Annotated in this window: 14 protein-coding genes; all 14 read left to right on the forward strand. The window is 46.7% G+C overall.

Annotated features, from left to right (window positions below; genetic code table 11):
* Positions 1 to 118: 118 nt before the first annotated feature.
* Complete coding sequence (dpsA, locus tag F4V51_RS11315) at positions 119 to 1,018, forward strand: dipicolinate synthase subunit DpsA (protein ID WP_095358588.1); 900 nt, start codon at positions 119 to 121, stop codon at positions 1,016 to 1,018.
* Entirely contained in the window at positions 1,015 to 1,611 is a 597-nt protein-coding gene (locus F4V51_RS11320) for a dipicolinate synthase subunit B (protein ID WP_153978033.1), read from the forward strand. Before dpsA ends, F4V51_RS11320 begins: the two co-directional genes overlap by 4 nt.
* A 417-nt stretch (positions 1,612 to 2,028) precedes the next feature.
* The gene (dapG, locus tag F4V51_RS11330; protein WP_095358586.1) at positions 2,029 to 3,246 is read left to right on the forward strand and encodes an aspartate kinase; all 1,218 of its coding nucleotides are present in this window, start codon (positions 2,029 to 2,031) and stop codon (positions 3,244 to 3,246) included.
* Positions 3,247 to 3,292: 46 nt separating this feature from the next.
* Complete coding sequence (gene dapA, locus F4V51_RS11335) at positions 3,293 to 4,171, forward strand: 4-hydroxy-tetrahydrodipicolinate synthase (RefSeq protein ID WP_153978034.1); 879 nt, start codon at positions 3,293 to 3,295, stop codon at positions 4,169 to 4,171.
* A 472-nt stretch (positions 4,172 to 4,643) separates the two neighbouring features.
* Positions 4,644 to 6,323 (forward strand): ribonuclease J, encoded by a 1,680-nt coding sequence (locus F4V51_RS11340; RefSeq protein WP_095287708.1) that lies wholly within the window; start codon positions 4,644 to 4,646, stop codon positions 6,321 to 6,323.
* A 216-nt stretch (positions 6,324 to 6,539) separates the two neighbouring features.
* Positions 6,540 to 7,313, forward strand: a complete 774-nt coding sequence (locus tag F4V51_RS11345; RefSeq protein WP_236146738.1) for a ClpP family protease — start codon at positions 6,540 to 6,542, stop codon at positions 7,311 to 7,313.
* On the forward strand, positions 7,310 to 7,540 hold the full coding sequence (locus F4V51_RS11350) for a YlzJ-like family protein (protein ID WP_095287706.1): 231 nt from the start codon (positions 7,310 to 7,312) through the stop codon (positions 7,538 to 7,540). Before F4V51_RS11345 ends, F4V51_RS11350 begins: the two co-directional genes overlap by 4 nt.
* Before the next feature lie 90 nt (positions 7,541 to 7,630).
* A complete protein-coding gene (locus tag F4V51_RS11355; protein WP_153978036.1) occupies positions 7,631 to 10,360 on the forward strand; it encodes an FtsK/SpoIIIE family DNA translocase in 2,730 nt (909 codons plus the stop codon).
* Positions 10,361 to 10,550: 190 nt separating this feature from the next.
* On the forward strand, positions 10,551 to 11,378 hold the full coding sequence (gene sleB / locus F4V51_RS11360; RefSeq protein ID WP_153978037.1) for a spore cortex-lytic enzyme: 828 nt from the start codon (positions 10,551 to 10,553) through the stop codon (positions 11,376 to 11,378).
* A gap of 130 nt (positions 11,379 to 11,508) precedes the next feature.
* A complete protein-coding gene (gene yfmF / locus F4V51_RS11365) occupies positions 11,509 to 12,789 on the forward strand; it encodes an EF-P 5-aminopentanol modification-associated protein YfmF (RefSeq protein WP_153978038.1) in 1,281 nt (426 codons plus the stop codon).
* 3 nt (positions 12,790 to 12,792) lie between these two features.
* A complete protein-coding gene (yfmH, locus tag F4V51_RS11370) occupies positions 12,793 to 14,073 on the forward strand; it encodes an EF-P 5-aminopentanol modification-associated protein YfmH (protein WP_153978039.1) in 1,281 nt (426 codons plus the stop codon).
* Positions 14,074 to 14,095: 22 nt separating this feature from the next.
* Entirely contained in the window at positions 14,096 to 14,845 is a 750-nt protein-coding gene (ymfI, locus tag F4V51_RS11375; RefSeq protein ID WP_397332215.1) for an elongation factor P 5-aminopentanone reductase, read from the forward strand.
* Positions 14,846 to 14,965: 120 nt separating this feature from the next.
* Positions 14,966 to 15,229 (forward strand): DUF3243 domain-containing protein, encoded by a 264-nt coding sequence (locus F4V51_RS11380; RefSeq protein ID WP_095287701.1) that lies wholly within the window; start codon positions 14,966 to 14,968, stop codon positions 15,227 to 15,229.
* A gap of 187 nt (positions 15,230 to 15,416) precedes the next feature.
* Entirely contained in the window at positions 15,417 to 16,184 is a 768-nt protein-coding gene (locus F4V51_RS11385) for a DUF3388 domain-containing protein (protein WP_095287700.1), read from the forward strand.
* Positions 16,185 to 16,221: the final 37 nt, after the last annotated feature.

Genomic DNA, 16,221 nt, shown 5'->3' on the forward strand with positions numbered 1-16,221 from the left:
GGGCCTTCCCATATGGGAAGGCCTTTTTTGTTTGAAGAAGAGATAGGAAATGTTTTCACCCCCCTGTGGGCCCCTGCATACGATAAGGCATACATGTGGTGAAAGGAGTGACGTCCCGATGCTGACCGGAGTCCGGATAGTAGTCCTGGGCGGAGATGCGCGGCAGCTTGAAGTCATTCAAAAATGCGCAGAGCTGGATGCCACAGTGAGTGTGGTCGGTTTCGACAAGCTGGAGCGTTCTATTCCGGGGATCGAACATCATGAGCTGGAGGATGAGGTGTTGGCATCAGCGGATGTGCTGGTGCTGCCCGTGGTTGGATGTGATGATCAGGGGAAAGTGAGCACCTCATTCAGTGACTTGCCGATTTTCCTTAAAAAAGAACAGATAGCGGCATTGCCAGAGCATTGTATTGTTTTCACAGGAATGGCAAAGCCATTTTTGCGTGAGTTGTGCGTGGATAACGGATTGCGGCTTATTGAGGTATTGGATCGTGATGATATTGCGCTCTACAACTCGATACCGACAGCTGAGGGAGCGGTCGCTATGGCGATTCGGGAGACGGACTTCACGATCCACGGGTCGGAATGTATTGTGCTTGGGCTCGGCCGAACGGGATTCACAATGGCGAAAACGCTCCAGGGTCTAGGGGCAAATGTACGGGTGGGAATCAGGCGGGAAGAAGATGCGGCCCGGGCTAACATCATGGGCTGGAAGCCTTTCATGACAACGGATTTGGCCGCTCAAACCGGGGCAGTTGACTTGCTTTTTAATACGATACCGACTATGATAATCACAGCACAAATCCTGTCCAGAATGCCGCAAAAAGCAGTCATTATTGACCTCGCATCCGCTCCTGGCGGCTGCGATTTCAGATATGCTGAAAAACGCGGCATCAAAGCGCTTCTAGCGCCAGGCCTCCCCGGCATTGTTGCTCCCAAAACGGCTGGCGGCATTATTGCCGACGTGTTGATCCGTTTGCTTTTGGAAGAACAAAACGCACGGGAGGTTGAACTATGAACTGGAAGGGTAAAACGGTAGGTTATGCGATTACGGGTTCTCATTGTACGTTTGAAGAGGTTATGCCGGTAATTAGCCGGTTTGTGGCTGAGGGTGCAAATGTCGTTCCAATTATTTCCAATTCGGTATTAACAACGGATACACGCTTTGGTACGGCTCAGAACTGGCAAAAACAGTTGAAAGATATAACAGGTAATGATATCATTTCTACAATTGTTGAGGCGGAACCGCTCGGGCCATCCAAATTGCTTGATGTGCTCGTGATTGCTCCCTGCACAGGGAACACCACCAGTAAGCTGGCTAATGCGATGACCGATAGCCCTGTGCTGATGGCAGCCAAAGCCCAGATGAGGAATCAGCGTCCGGTCGTGCTTGCCATCTCCACAAATGATGGTCTGGGACTGAATGCCGCGAACATCGCCAAACTGCTTGTGGCAAAATATATGTACTTTGTACCGTTTGGGCAGGATGATCCGGTGAAGAAACCAAACTCGTTAGTAGCAAAAATGGAACTTATTCCGGAAGCATGCTGGAGTGCACTGGAAGGTAAACAGTTACAGCCGATGATTGTGGAACGTTCTGCACAGGCTTAATCGTTTATTAACCAAGTTTAACTAATGTTTACGGGTTTGATTTCACAGTGGAGAAGTTCCAGGATAACGGTTATACGCATGAAGAATTGAACTTGGTTAGGGTAGACAAAGAAAATCATGGGGGACGATATGTCGGAAGTTTAACAGCTTTCTGTGTACGCGTTCCTGTCGTTGAAGGGCATTCCTGCTTGCAGTGAAATGATCGCAAGCGGGATGCGTTCATGAAGATATGCATGTCGTGATCGGTGTACAACCGAGCTTCAGTTTGTGAATTGCTTTGAGCAATCTACAGAGGAAAAACGGCATATAATGTCGTAATCATTGCTGAATTTATTGCATCGGAACGCTCCCTGGGTTGATCCATTTGTTGATTTGACCGTGTCCAGTCTTCTTGCGTACACAAATGGAGGAATTAAGATGCGTATCATGGTACAGAAATTTGGAGGCACGTCGCTCTCTACAGTTCAGGCGAGAGAGCACGTGCTCCGTCATATTAAACGTGAACTTGAGGCAGGACTTAGTCTTGTCATTGTTGTGTCCGCTATGGGCCGCCGGGGTGAACCCTATGCTACAGATACACTGCTCGACTGGGCAGCACAAAATGGTAATTCGCTGTCTGCACGTGAAAAGGATTTATTACTGTGCTGCGGTGAAATCATATCAGCTACAACGCTCAGCAGTCTTCTGGAACATGAAAACATCCCCACCACTGTACTGACTGGTGCGCAGGCAGGCTTTGTGACGGACGACAATTTCGGGAATGCCCGGATTTTGGATGTCCGTCCTGTTCGTGTGCTGGAGGAGCTTCAAAAGAATCGTGTTGTTATTGTTACGGGTTTCCAAGGGCAGACAGAGAGCGGGGACTTTACCACTTTAGGTCGTGGGGGTAGTGATACATCAGCAACGGCATTGGGGGCTGCTCTTCATGCGGAGATGGTGGATATCTACACGGATGTAAACGGCATTTTGACTGCCGATCCGCGAATTGTAGAGGATGCACGTCCGTTAACTGTGGTGAGTTATGCGGAGATCTGTAATATGGCGCATCACGGGGCCAAGGTTATTCACCCCCGAGCAGTTGAAATTGCAATGCAATCCCAGATTCCTGTGCGCGTGCGTTCCACTTTTGCAGACAGCGAAGGAACCCTTGTTACCCATCCGGAAGGCTTCCAGGATGTGCAGACAGGCATAGTAGATCGTTATGTGACGGGTATTGCTTACGTTAGCAATGTGACCCAAATCACAGTAGATGTACCTGGAGGCGCAGACCGGCTGCAGCTGAAAGTCTTCAAAACCATGGCTGAAAATTCGATTAGTGTTGATTTTATTAATGTTACCCCTTCAGGAGTCGTCTATACGGTATTTGACAGTGACTCTGAAAAAGCAATTCAAGTATTGCAAGAGATTGGTCTTAAACCTCAAAGTCTGTCCGGCTGTGCCAAAGTTTCGGTGATCGGCGGTGGAATTAACGGTGTGCCTGGCATCATGGCAAGAATCGTTGAATCGTTAACACTGGCTGACATTCAGATTTTGCAATCGGCAGATTCGAACACAACCATCTGGGTACTTGTAAAAAAAGAAGATATGGTTCAGGCCCTGAGGGCGCTTCATACCTCATTCGAACTTCATCTGTAATTTAGAAGCGATCGGAGCCAGACCTGTTTTGAAGGAGGAAATCGAATTGGACTTTGGAAGATTGATTACAGCAATGGTCACTCCGTTCAACGAACAGGGGGAGATTCATTGGGAGGAAACTGCAAGGCTAATAGACTATTTAATTGCAGATCAAAAATCTGAAGCACTTGTGGTGTCCGGTACAACCGGTGAATCTCCTACACTTAGCGACAGTGAGAAGGTGCAGCTTTTTGAGTTTGCAGTTAAGCATGCTGCAGGAAGATGCAAAATCATTGCCGGAACAGGGTCTAACAATACTGCCCATTCGATCCATCTGACTCAAGAAGCTGAACGTGTCGGCGTGGATGGGGTCCTTTTGGTCGTTCCTTATTACAACAAACCAAGCCAGGAAGGCATGTTCCAACATTTCGAAGCCATCGCGAGCTCAACCAAACTGCCCGTGATGCTATATAACGTCCCAGGGCGTACCTCAGCCTGTTTGTCTGCTGCTACAACGCTTCGACTGGCTCAGATACCGAATATCGTGGCTACGAAAGAATGTGCTTCGTTGGAGCATGTGACACTCGTCGCTGCAGGTGCACCCGATCACTTTAAAGTATATACGGGAGACGATGCGTCAGGCTTACCAGCAATCACAGTGGGGGCTTACGGCATTGTTAGCGTCGCGAGCCATGTGGTTGGTTCAGAGATGAAGCAGATGATTGATTCCTTTGTCGGCGGAGACACTCAAAATGCAACGAAATTGCATCAGAAGCTTTTCCCGGTGTTCAAAGGTTTGTTTGAGTGTCCTCAGCCTTTGCCGAACCCGGTTGCAGTGAAATATGCACTGACGTTACGTGGGATGAATGTGGGTTCTGTACGTCTGCCGCTCATTGCCCCAACCGAAGACGAGCAGGGCTTTATCCGTGCCTTGTTTAATGAATAGCAGTCACAAGACTTGAAATTATTAATCTTGGTAACCTATTTTAATCAGACAGGAACCGCTCTTCTGCGAAAGAAGAAGCGGTTCTTTTTCGCTTTTTTGGGTTGTTTCAACCTTGCTGATAAAGGGAAACCTAGTGCTCAACGACAGAGTGACTTGTTTTTTTTGTTTTTAATCATGTATAATGATGTCAAGTGACTGGGTGCGGTATTTTTTTGAAATTGAAAGCGACATCGTTTCGAGATGTGGCTTTGCGGTGAAAAGGGAAGGAACGGCTAAGAAGGAATGATTTCAAATCCAACTTGTTGGTGAAGGGGAATTGCTTCGAAGAACTTCTTCCAAATATCGTGAATAAAGGTGTTCTTTTGCATACATGCCTATCTATTGGTTTGTCATGTGGAGATTACTTTTTTAACTTACAATAAATAAAATAATAAGGTACGACGTCCAACTACCATAGGAGGTTCAGATTCATTTGTCTAAGAAAAATAATAACGATAAACTGATGATTTTTGCACTGGGCGGCGTAGGCGAGATTGGTAAAAATATGTATGTTATCCAATACGCTAACGACATTGTAGTCGTAGATGCTGGCCTTAAATTCCCTGAAGAAGATATGCTTGGAATCGACATTGTCATTCCTGACATTTCGTACCTGACTGAGAATCGTGACAAAGTAAGAGGTATCATTTTGACTCACGGTCACGAAGATCATATCGGTGGATTGCCGTATGTTCTGAAACACCTTAACGTTCCTGTATACGGAACGAAGCTTACACTCGGACTGGTGGAAAACAAGCTGAAAGAAGCCAATTTGCTGGGTGAAACCAAACGCATTCTGATTGATGCTGATTCCGAGATCCAACTTGGATCAGTATTGAAAGCAACATTCTTTGCTACTAACCATAGTATTCCGGATTCCGTTGGTGTATGTGTTGAAACACCAGAAGGTGCTGTAGTTCACACAGGTGACTTCAAATTCGACCACACACCAGTAAATGGTCAATATGCGGATCTTCAACGTATGGCACAGATCGGTACGAATGGCGTACTTGCGCTTTTGTCTGACAGTACCAATGCCGAGAAACCAGGCTTTACGCCTTCCGAGAAAAATGTGGGTATCGTTCTAGAAGATATCTTCCGTAAAGCGAGCCAGCGCGTTGTTGTGGCTACCTTTGCTTCCAACGTACACCGGATTCAACAGGTCATTAATGCAGCAGAAGTAACTGGCCGCAAAGTGGCTGTCATTGGACGCAGTATGGTGAATGTTGTAGGTATTGCTTCGGATCTGGGCTATCTGGATATTCCGGACGGCATGATCATTGAACCTGAAGAAGTAGGTAAAATGGCTGCTGACCGTGTTGTTATTCTCTGCACAGGTAGTCAAGGCGAGCCAATGTCTGCATTGACTCGGATGGCTCGTTCTACTCATCGTAAAGTAGACATTCTTCCTGGAGACACCGTTATTATCGCAGCAACACCGGTACCAGGTAACGAGAAGTATGTGGGCCGTACCATTGATGAACTGTTCCGTCTCGGAGCTAATGTGCATTACAGTGGTGCGAACAGCGGTGTACACGTATCCGGACACGGTAGCCAGGAAGAGCTCAAGCTGATGCTTAACCTGATGAAACCTAAATTCTTCCTGCCAATTCACGGGGAGTTCCGTATGCAGCGCCGCCATGCCGTTCTTGCTGAATCTGTAGGTATCGACCCTGATAACATATTCATCACGGATATCGGTGAAGTGGTTGAGATTCAGGGCGGAGCAGCACGCAAGGCTGGTAAAGTTACTGCAGGCAATGTACTGATCGACGGATTGGGTGTAGGCGATGTAGGTAATATCGTATTGCGCGATCGCAAACTGTTATCCCAAGATGGTATTCTTGTCGTTGTAGTTACCCTGAGCAAACAGGATGGTAAAATTGTATCTGGTCCGGATATTATCTCCCGTGGATTTGTATACGTACGGGAATCCGAAGGATTGCTTGATGAAGCCAACCGTATTGTCAGCAGCACTCTGCAAAAGTTGATGAGTGAGAACGTAAACGAGTGGGCTTCACTCAAAACGAATGTAAAAGACGCACTGGGACGCTTCCTGTATGAGCAAACTCGTCGCAGACCGATGATTTTGCCAATTATCATGGAAGTTTAAAATACATTAAAATTATATATTCAGGCACACAGTCGCCCCTGATCTACGAGTAATATTGGACGGTTCCTCGTAGATCAGGGGCTTTTTTTGTTTTTTTTGGATTGGATTCATGGAGGGTGTGAGGGATTTTTGGCAGATCATTGGGTATAAGTAGGCTGGAAAATTCCCCATACTAAGGAATACATTAAAATGGTTATGGGGAAGGGGATTAATCTAATGAGTGAGTATATAAATGGCAAACAGACATCCAAGTCGAATCAACCCGAGACAGAGACACCTGGCATACCTGCCCAAGATGACAAAGGATTGGCTCCCGTTACTGAGGCCATCCAGCAGTTCGGACAGACTCAGTCACCTGCAGGAGAGTCCAATATTTTCTGTATGACGATTATTGGACAGGTTGAAGGTCACTTGATTCTGCCTCCGCAAAATAAAACAACGAAGTATGAGCATATTATCCCGCAATTGGTTGCTGCTGAACAGAATTCCCGGATTGAAGGCATCCTGATCATTCTGAACACTGTGGGAGGAGACGTAGAGGCAGGGTTGGCCATTGCCGAGATGATAGCTTCTCTGAGCAAGCCTACCGTTACCGTTGTTATTGGGGGAGGACACAGCATTGGGGTTCCAATTGCAGTAGCTTCCACCTATTCATTGATTGCCGGAAGTGCAACAATGACGATTCATCCCATCCGAATGAATGGACTGGTCATTGGGGTACCTCAAACATTCGAGTATATGGAGAAAATGCAGGAACGGGTTGTTCGCTTTGTCACCACGCACTCGAATATTTCGGAGGACATGTTCAAAGAACTCATGTTTAAGACAGGGGAATTGAACCGGGATATCGGTACAGCTGTAGGGAGTGCTGATGCAGTCAAATACGGATTAATGGATGCGGTTGGCGGCATTGGACAAGCCATTGCCCAGCTGAACAAACTTATCGGAGACAAGAGACAGACCCTGCAGGCAGGAGGGCTTACGCAATGACCATGTATACTGTAATGCCGCCGGAACATCTCTGGTCGGGGATGTGGAATGAAGGGGAGGATACGCGTGAAGTCAAGATTAACGGTTTATTGATGCAGATCAGACCGGTTAGTGAGAGCGAAGCAGTTATCGTGCGTTTGCTTGACTGCCCGCTGGAAGCGTACCTTGATCCTGCCAATATGCCTGGCTCCAAAGTTCCTCTTTCCGGTAACCCGGGACCAACATAACATGACGAAAAAAGACAAATAGGGCAAGAAAAGAACATATGTACGGATTATATTTGTATGGTATAATATTCTTCTGGGGGTGACCTGATTTTGGCCAGAAGAAAAAAGAAGAAGAAAAAAGGCGCTGCGTTCAGCGGCGTTTTAAAATATGAAATCTATGGTATTGTGCTCATTACTCTCGCGGTTATCGCTCTATCCGGAGAAGCAACCGTAGGACGTTCACTATCCAAAATGTTCGGATTAATGCTAGGGAAGTTCTATTTTGCCATTCCGCTGGTTGGGATCTACTACGGATTGATGGTTATGATTCATCGAAAGTGGCCAAGCGGTTGGACTACTCGCAAGACGGGGCTTGTTCTTCTGGTGTTTGCGTTAACGTTGATGAGTACCGTATCTGCAATGCATCAGAAGCTCATCCCTGTGGGTGCGCTCGAGCCTGGAGCGGTTATTACACAAGTACATAATGATATGCAAACCGAACTGCTTCAACCTGCCCCAGGTGAACGTGATTCCATGTTGAATAAGGACATAAGTGGCGGCTACATTGGGGCTGCTCAGTTTGCTCTGTTCCTGTGGTTGTTCGGCAGTCTAGGCGCGCGTTTGATCATGATCGTGATGTTTATTATCAGTTTTATGCTGATTACGAATCTGTCCTATGTCGATCTGGTGCGTATATTCAGAACCAAGGTATGGGATGCCGGCAGTTCGATCTACAAAAAGCTGGAGTCCAGACCATCCGCACGATCTGCTGTAACAACCTCGGGGAAAAAAGGTGGAGCAGCACGTAAAGTGGTTCCTATTCCGGCGGATATCGAAGACGATGAAGAGGATGACTTGGAAGAGATGCATCTTCCCAAGCGGAAAGCACCCATTTTCTTTCAATTGTTTGGTAAGTGGGGTGCGGATCGGGAGACAACCAAATCAGACCGAGAGATGGAGCAAGAGCAGCCACCGGCAGAGCAAGTGTTATACCGCGCTGAGCCGGATCATTTCGCAGAATCATGGACTGAGGAGCCATCATTTGTCTCAGATGTTCCAGCCTCTACTGAAAGGACTGCTGCACCGAAAACCAGTTCAGCTCCGATTATTCGTGATTTCTTCGAACACGTCAGATCCGAGGATCATGTGAAGGATGACGATTTGGACGATGCGTACCCGTTTCCTGATGACATTTCAGATTCAAGCCAGGATGACGACATTCCGATCAAAATTAGTGATGAACTGGTAGATGGAGCGGATTGGCCTGTAAACGAGGCGGGTGCTGATGACCTGAGTGAAATGGAGAACAGCCCGGAAGGACAATCTGGTGGGGTAAATGATTCATCTTCGGTGATGAACGGCGAAAGTGTTGAGGGGCAGGAAATGGAGCCTGTTAAACCGCCTCCACCACCTCCGAAGCCTTATAAACTGCCTTCGTTCCGTTTGCTTGCGAAGCCTAATAACGGCGGTAAGGGCGGAGATCAAAAAGATTATATGCAAACGGCCCGGAAGCTTGAAGCCACACTGGAAAGCTTCGGTGTGCGGGCGAAAGTCCTTGAAGTGGTTAGAGGACCAGCTGTTACGCGTTATGAGATTCAGCCGGATATAGGTGTAAAAGTTAGCCGAATTGTAAGTTTGACGGATGATATTGCACTGGCATTAGCGGCCAAGGATATTCGGATGGAAGCACCGATTCCGGGTAAATCAGCAATCGGTATCGAAGTGCCTAACGGTGAAGTTTCCGTTGTAACGATGCGTGAGGTTATGGAAACATCTACGTTTCAGGATGCAGAATCCAAAGTGACGATTGCATTTGGACGGGATATTTCTGGTCAGACCATCATTGGCAACCTTGCCCGTATGCCCCATTTGCTTGTTGCAGGTGCTACGGGTTCTGGTAAATCGGTATGTATTAACGGGATTATCACAAGTATTCTGTACAAAGCGAAACCGGACGAAGTTAAATTTCTGATGGTCGATCCGAAAATGGTTGAGCTTAATGTATACAATGGCATTCCTCATCTGATGGCTCCGGTAGTTACGGATCCCAAGAGAGCCTCGCTGGCCCTCAAAAAGATAGTGGTCGAGATGGAGAAAAGGTATGAGCTGTTCTCCAAATCGGGTACACGGAACGTCGAAGGTTACAACAATCTGATGAAGGATAATCCGGCAGCCGTGTTGCCATATATCGTTGTTATAGTGGACGAGCTTGCGGATCTGATGATGGTTGCAGCCGGGGATGTGGAAGATGCCATTGCCCGTCTTGCGCAAATGGCACGTGCAGCCGGAATCCATCTCATCATCGCCACGCAGCGGCCTTCCGTAGATGTCATTACAGGTGTCATCAAAGCCAATATCCCTTCCCGGATCGCATTCGGTGTGTCATCACAGGTGGACTCCCGGACGATCTTAGATATGGGAGGAGCCGAGAAACTGCTGGGTCGCGGCGATATGCTGTTTATGCCAATGGGCGCTTCCAAGCCTGTACGGGTGCAGGGAGCCTTCATGAGTGATGAAGAAGTTGAGAATATTGTTAATTATGTGCGTGGACAAGGCGAAGCCCAGTACGATGAATCACTTGTTCCTGAAGTCGATGACTCCGTTCAAGCGGCAGATGAAGTACTGGATGAACTGTACGAGCAGGCTGTACAAATTATATTGGAAGCGAAGCAAGCTTCCGTATCCTTGCTTCAGCGGCGCATGCGTGTGGGTTATACTCGCGCTGCACGTCTGATCGACTCCATGGAGGCACGTGGCGTTATTGGCCCGTATGAGGGCAGTAAGCCTAGGGAGGTTCTAATTTCGCTGGAACAATATCAACAAAACAAAATAAGTTCTTAAGTACGACTAAGAATTGTATCTATGCAAGCCCCTGACAATAAGTTGGGGGCTTTTTTTGTTGTTGATGGTCGTTGAGGTTTTGCCATGTTGTCCAAAGATCGGATGATTTGGTGCATAGGAAGCAAGCAGGCTTGTCATAATAACGTTAGCGATTCTGTTAATCCCACAAGAGAAAGGTAGAGCACAGTCGATGCGAAAAATGAACATATGGCTTTTCACTGCGATCTTGCTGATGTCTGCATTGGGAATTCGTTATTTGCTCCCTGACCATTCGGCAACCCAAGAATCCAAACCAAATCCTTCCCAGATGGAAGAGAAATCGATGCCCACCTTCAGCAGCAACACCGTGCAATATGGAAGTTATGGGCAGGATGTATACGAGCTACAAGGCAGACTGAAGTACTTAGGTTTTTACAATGGTAAAATCGATAGTAACTTTGGCAGCAGCACGCTAAAATCCGTAAAGTGGTTTCAATCTGAATTCGGTATGAAAGCGGATGGCGTGGTTGGTGCCAAAACTAAACTGAAATTGTACAATGCAACTAAACAATGGTCCCCGACCGAGCCTCCACTGCACAAGGAATCGTCAGGCCAGGGTACGGACAAAACCGACAATGCAAACAAAGAGCAGGACAACATGGGTTCCGCCAATTCCATGGGCCTTACCGAAAATGAAATTAAGATTATGGCCAATGCAGTATATGGTGAATCCCGGGGTGAACCTTTCGAAGGTCAGGTAGCCGTAGCTGCAGTTATATTGAATCGTGTCAGATCACCGGAATTTCCAAATACACCATCCGGTGTCATTTTCCAGCCTGGTGCATTTACCGCTGTAGCTGACGGGCAGATCTATCTGGAACCCAATGCTCAGGCCCGTAAAGCGGTTGAGCAGGCAATGAATGGCTGGGACCCATCCGGTGGCTGCCTGTATTACTTCAATCCCAAGACGGCTACTTCCAAGTGGATCTGGACCCGTCCTCAGGTGAAAACAATCGGTCAGCATATCTTTTGTATGTGATGATGTTGGAAGCAACCAGAAGACGCGTCTTCGGTTGCTTCTTGCCTTTTGCATGGGTTAAAATGGTTGTTGCACTTGAGAGTTACTGAAATATTGCCTAACAAATGACGCCGTAAAGGGGTTTTGACATTTGAATACATCAGGATTTGAACGGGGCAGTCAAAAGGAGTTTCGTATCCATGTATTGCCCACTAAACGTTTCAAGACTTTTGCCATTTCGTTATATGCAGGAGTCCCGCTGCAGGAAGAAACGGTCACCAAAGTAGCGCTTACGCCATTTGTGCTCCGTCGTGGTACCCAGTCTTATCCTGAAACAACGGAGTTCCGTGAACAGTTGGAGCATTTGTATGGAGCTGGTTTTGGTTTTGACGTATACAAGCGTGGAGACTATCAGATTGTACAGTTCCGGATGGATACAATTAATGATTCCTTTGTAGGTGGGGATGAACAGCTTTTGGATCGTTCCTTTGCATTTTTGGGGGAGGTACTTACCCGTCCGGCAACGGAAGATGGGCATTTCAGAAAGACCTATGTGCATTCAGAACGTGAGACCGTCCGCAAACAGCTGGAGTCTGTTGTTAATGATAAAATGCGTTATGCGGCAGAACGCTGTATCGAGGAAATGTGTAAAAATGAGCCGTACCGCTTGCATCCATTAGGGAAACGTCAGGATCTGCCGGGAATTGAACCCGATGTGCTAACGACCGCTTATCAGACGTGGCTGCAGCAGGCCAGCATGGATCTGTATGTTGTAGGCGATACAACGCTCGAAGAAGTGGAGAGTCTAGTTCAAAAACACTTCGATGTAAATCGTACCCATTCTTCTAACTATGAGACCAACCAGGCCGTTCGCGGTGACAAAGAAGTGGAGACGGTCGTTGAACGACTAAATGTTAACCAAGGTAAACTGAATATGGGACTTCGCACATCCATTACGTATGGCGACCCGCAGTATGCTGCAGCATTAATGTACAACGGTATTCTTGGAGGATATCCGCATTCCAAATTGTTCGTTAATGTTCGTGAAAAGGAGAGTCTGGCGTACTATGCTTCCTCCCGGTATGACGGACATAAAGGTATCGCAACGATCCAATCCGGAATTGAAATCCCCAACTATGAAAAAGCCGTGACGATCATCAAGCAGCAGTTAGATGAAATGAAAAACGGAAATATTAGTGATCTGGAAATGTCCCAGACCAAAGCGATGATCCGCAATCTGCTCAAAGAAATGCAGGATTCCGCTTTTGAGATGATTGCGTACGACTTCAATCGTCAGTTATCGGGTAAGGAGCGGACCGCTGACGAGCTGCTCGCTCAGGTTGAGCAAATCAGCAAAGAAAACGTTCGTGAGGCGGCAGAGCAATTCCGTCTGGACACGATCTACTTCTTGCGGGATGAGAAGGGGGAATAACTGGTGGAGAGCATACATTACGAACATTTGCAGGAAACGCTGTATTACGAAGTCATGGATAATGGGCTTCATGTCTATGTATTGCCTAAACCCGGATTCCAAAAAACGTTTGCCACGTTTGCAACCAAATACGGCTCTGTAGACAATCATTTTCAGGTGAAAGGTCAGGAAGAAGTTCAGGTTCCCGACGGTATCGCTCATTTTCTGGAACATAAAATGTTTGAGGAGCCAACAGGTGATATTTTTGCAACTTTTGCATCCAATGGGGCATCTGCCAATGCATTTACGAGCTTCGACCAGACGGTATATTTGTTTTCTGCGACAGAACATGTGAATGAAAATATACAAACATTAGTCAACTTTGTGCAAAATCCTTATTTTACGGACCAGAATGTGGACAAGGAAAAAGGCATTATTGCACAAGAAATTAATATGTATGCCGATAATCCGGACTGGCGTGTCTATTTTGGATTGATTGAAGCGATGTACCAGAAACACCCCGTCCATATCGATATTGCGGGAACGGTGGAATCGATCGGCACGATAACCAAAGAGACGCTGTATACGTGTTACAATACGTTTTATCATCCAAGCAATATGCTTTTATTTGTTGTAGGTGGAGTAGAGCCTCAAGAAGTCATGGATATGGTTCGTTCGAACCAGGCAGAGAAAAACTACGAACCTCAAGGTGAAATCAAACGGATATTTGAACAGGAGCCTGCTGGGGTTGTGGAGTCCAGGAGAGAAGCACGACTCGCGGTTTCGTTGCCCAAGTGTCTGTTTGGCTTTAAGGAAACGGAAGTTGGATTCTCGGGGGAAGACCTGCTCCGGCGTGATATGACGACTAAGTTAATGCTGGATCTTTTGTTTGGCGCTAGCACGGCCCTATTTCAAAAACTGTATGATGAGGATCTCATCTCGGATAGCTTCGGACACGAATACATTAGTTCGCCGCAGTATGCATTCTCGGTTGTTGGTGGTGATACGAAAGACCCGGATCTATTGCTGGCCCGCATACGGGAAGAAGTTGATGTCATTGTAAAAAAGGGATTCGAAGCTTCGGACTTTGAGCGCGCACGCAAAAAGAAAATCGGGGGATATCTGCGCATGCTTAATTCACCGGAGAATATTGCTCATGAATTTACACGTGAGCAGTTCCGTGGCGGTGATTTCTTCAACATGATTCCGATCTATGAATCCATCACACTCGAAGAAGTAAATCGCAGACTGGAAGAGCATATTCGCTGGGAACAGCTGGCTGTATCGCTTGTCGTGAGTCCGTAATATGGAGAGGGGAACAGGACAAATGAAGCCGATTGGAGACATGACAGTACTGGTTACTGGAGCAAGCGGAGGTATAGGAGCGGCTATTGCAGAACGATTTGCAATGGTCGGTATGAACGTGGTTATTCACTATATGAAATCCCATGAGGCAGCCAATGAAGCAGCCAGAAGGTGCATGGAAAAGGGCAGCGGCAAAGTCATGACGGTGTCAGCGGATCTCCGCAGCCGGGAACAGATTGAGCGTATGCGTGAGAAATTGGAGTCTCATGGATTATTGCCTGACATTCTGGTAAATAACGCAGGCATATCGCATTATGGGTTGTTGTCCGACGTAACGGATGAAATATGGGATGAAGTAATGGCCATTAACTTGAAAGGCACATTTCTGTGTACTCAGATCATGATGCCTCACATGATTTCACAGCGATACGGACGAATTATTAACGTATCCTCCATCTGGGGTTTATCAGGTGCATCATGTGAGGTACTGTACTCCACCACGAAAGGGGGTGTAAATGCCTTTACAAAAGCTCTTGCGAAAGAGCTTGCACCTTCCGGTGTTACTGTAAATGCAGTTGCCCCCGGAGCCGTTCAGACCTCCATGCTGAATCATCTGGATCAGGATGAACTGAAAATGCTGGAGGAGGAAATTCCAGCCGGGAGACTTGCGCAGCCTGATGAAATTTCTTCTCTTGTTTATTTTCTCGCACTACCGGAATCCGGATATATTAACGGCCAGATCATTAGCCCGAATGGCGGCTGGCTTACCTGAAGACTGGCAGTTTGGTGGGGCTAGGCTGCTGGATGATTTATCCTGAATATTAATTGCTCGATAGGCACATATTACAACTGTTGATTTTAAATCTCATGCGACAGCTAAGGAGGATTTATCATGTCAACAGAAAAAACGGTGCTCAGCAGTTTTGACACATGGAAAAAGTTCTTGGGTGATCGCGTACAGCAAGCAGAGAAGATGGGGATGAGTGAAGATACCATCAACAAACTTGCGTATGAGATTGGTGACTTTCTGGATGAGAAAGTGGATCCAGCGAACCATTCCAACCGGGCATTGAAGGAAATATGGGATGTCGGCGATGCTGAAGAGCGTCGTACGATTGCGCGCCTGATGGTCAAATTGGCCAAACAAAACGCATAAGATTCACCGATGGAAAGCTCCCGCAAGGGGGCTTTTCTCTAATGATTACAGACCTGTTCTTGTAATTCATTTTCTTTTTATATATCATTAACGTGACCCATTTTTAGAAGATGTCTCAGTTCGGTGTCCTTCGGGCACGATCTGTTGCTGTCGAACAATGTGGAATATTGCATTACGGGGTGTTTAAATGGAATCTAAACAATGGTATATGGAATATAAAATACATAAGAACAGACCCGGTTTGTTGGGGGACATTGCCTCCATGCTGGGGATGCTTGAAGTAAATATATTGACCATTAATGGTGTTGAAGGCAAAACAAGAGGAATGCTGCTTGAATCCGACGACGATGAGAAGATTCGTTTGCTGGGTGAAATGCTTGCAAAGGTGAACAGCATTACGGTTTCCGCTCTGCGCCAACCCAAATTGGTCGACATCTTGGCTGTGCGTCATGGCCGTTACATTGACCGCGACTCGGACGATCGCAAAACTTTTCGTTTCACACGGGACGAACTTGGGTTACTCGTGGACTTTTTGGGTGAAGTATTTAAAAGGGAAGGCAATCAGGTGATTGGCCTTCGGGGCATGCCTCGTGTCGGAAAAACGGAATCCATTATCGCTGGTAGCGTCTGTGCGATGAAACGATGGACGTTTGTTTCGTCTACTTTGCTTCGTCAAACGATAAGAAGCCAACTCTCCGAGGACGAAATGAACCCAAACAATGTCTTCATCATTGATGGTATTGTAAGTACGATTCGTTCCAGTGAACGGCATTATAATCTGCTGCAGGACATTATGACGATGCCGAGTACCAAGGTCATTGAGCATCCTGATATTTTTGTGCAGGAATCAGAATATGACTATAACGATTTTGATATCATTATTGAACTTCGCAACAATCCGAATGAGGAAATTATTTATGATACGTTTACGGCCAGTTACACCGACGAACTGTAATGCTCCGTACGGAATCATGGAATAGATAGCAACAACC

The organism is Paenibacillus xylanilyticus (genome assembly GCF_009664365.1).
Lineage (GTDB): Bacteria > Bacillota > Bacilli > Paenibacillales > Paenibacillaceae > Paenibacillus > Paenibacillus xylanilyticus_A.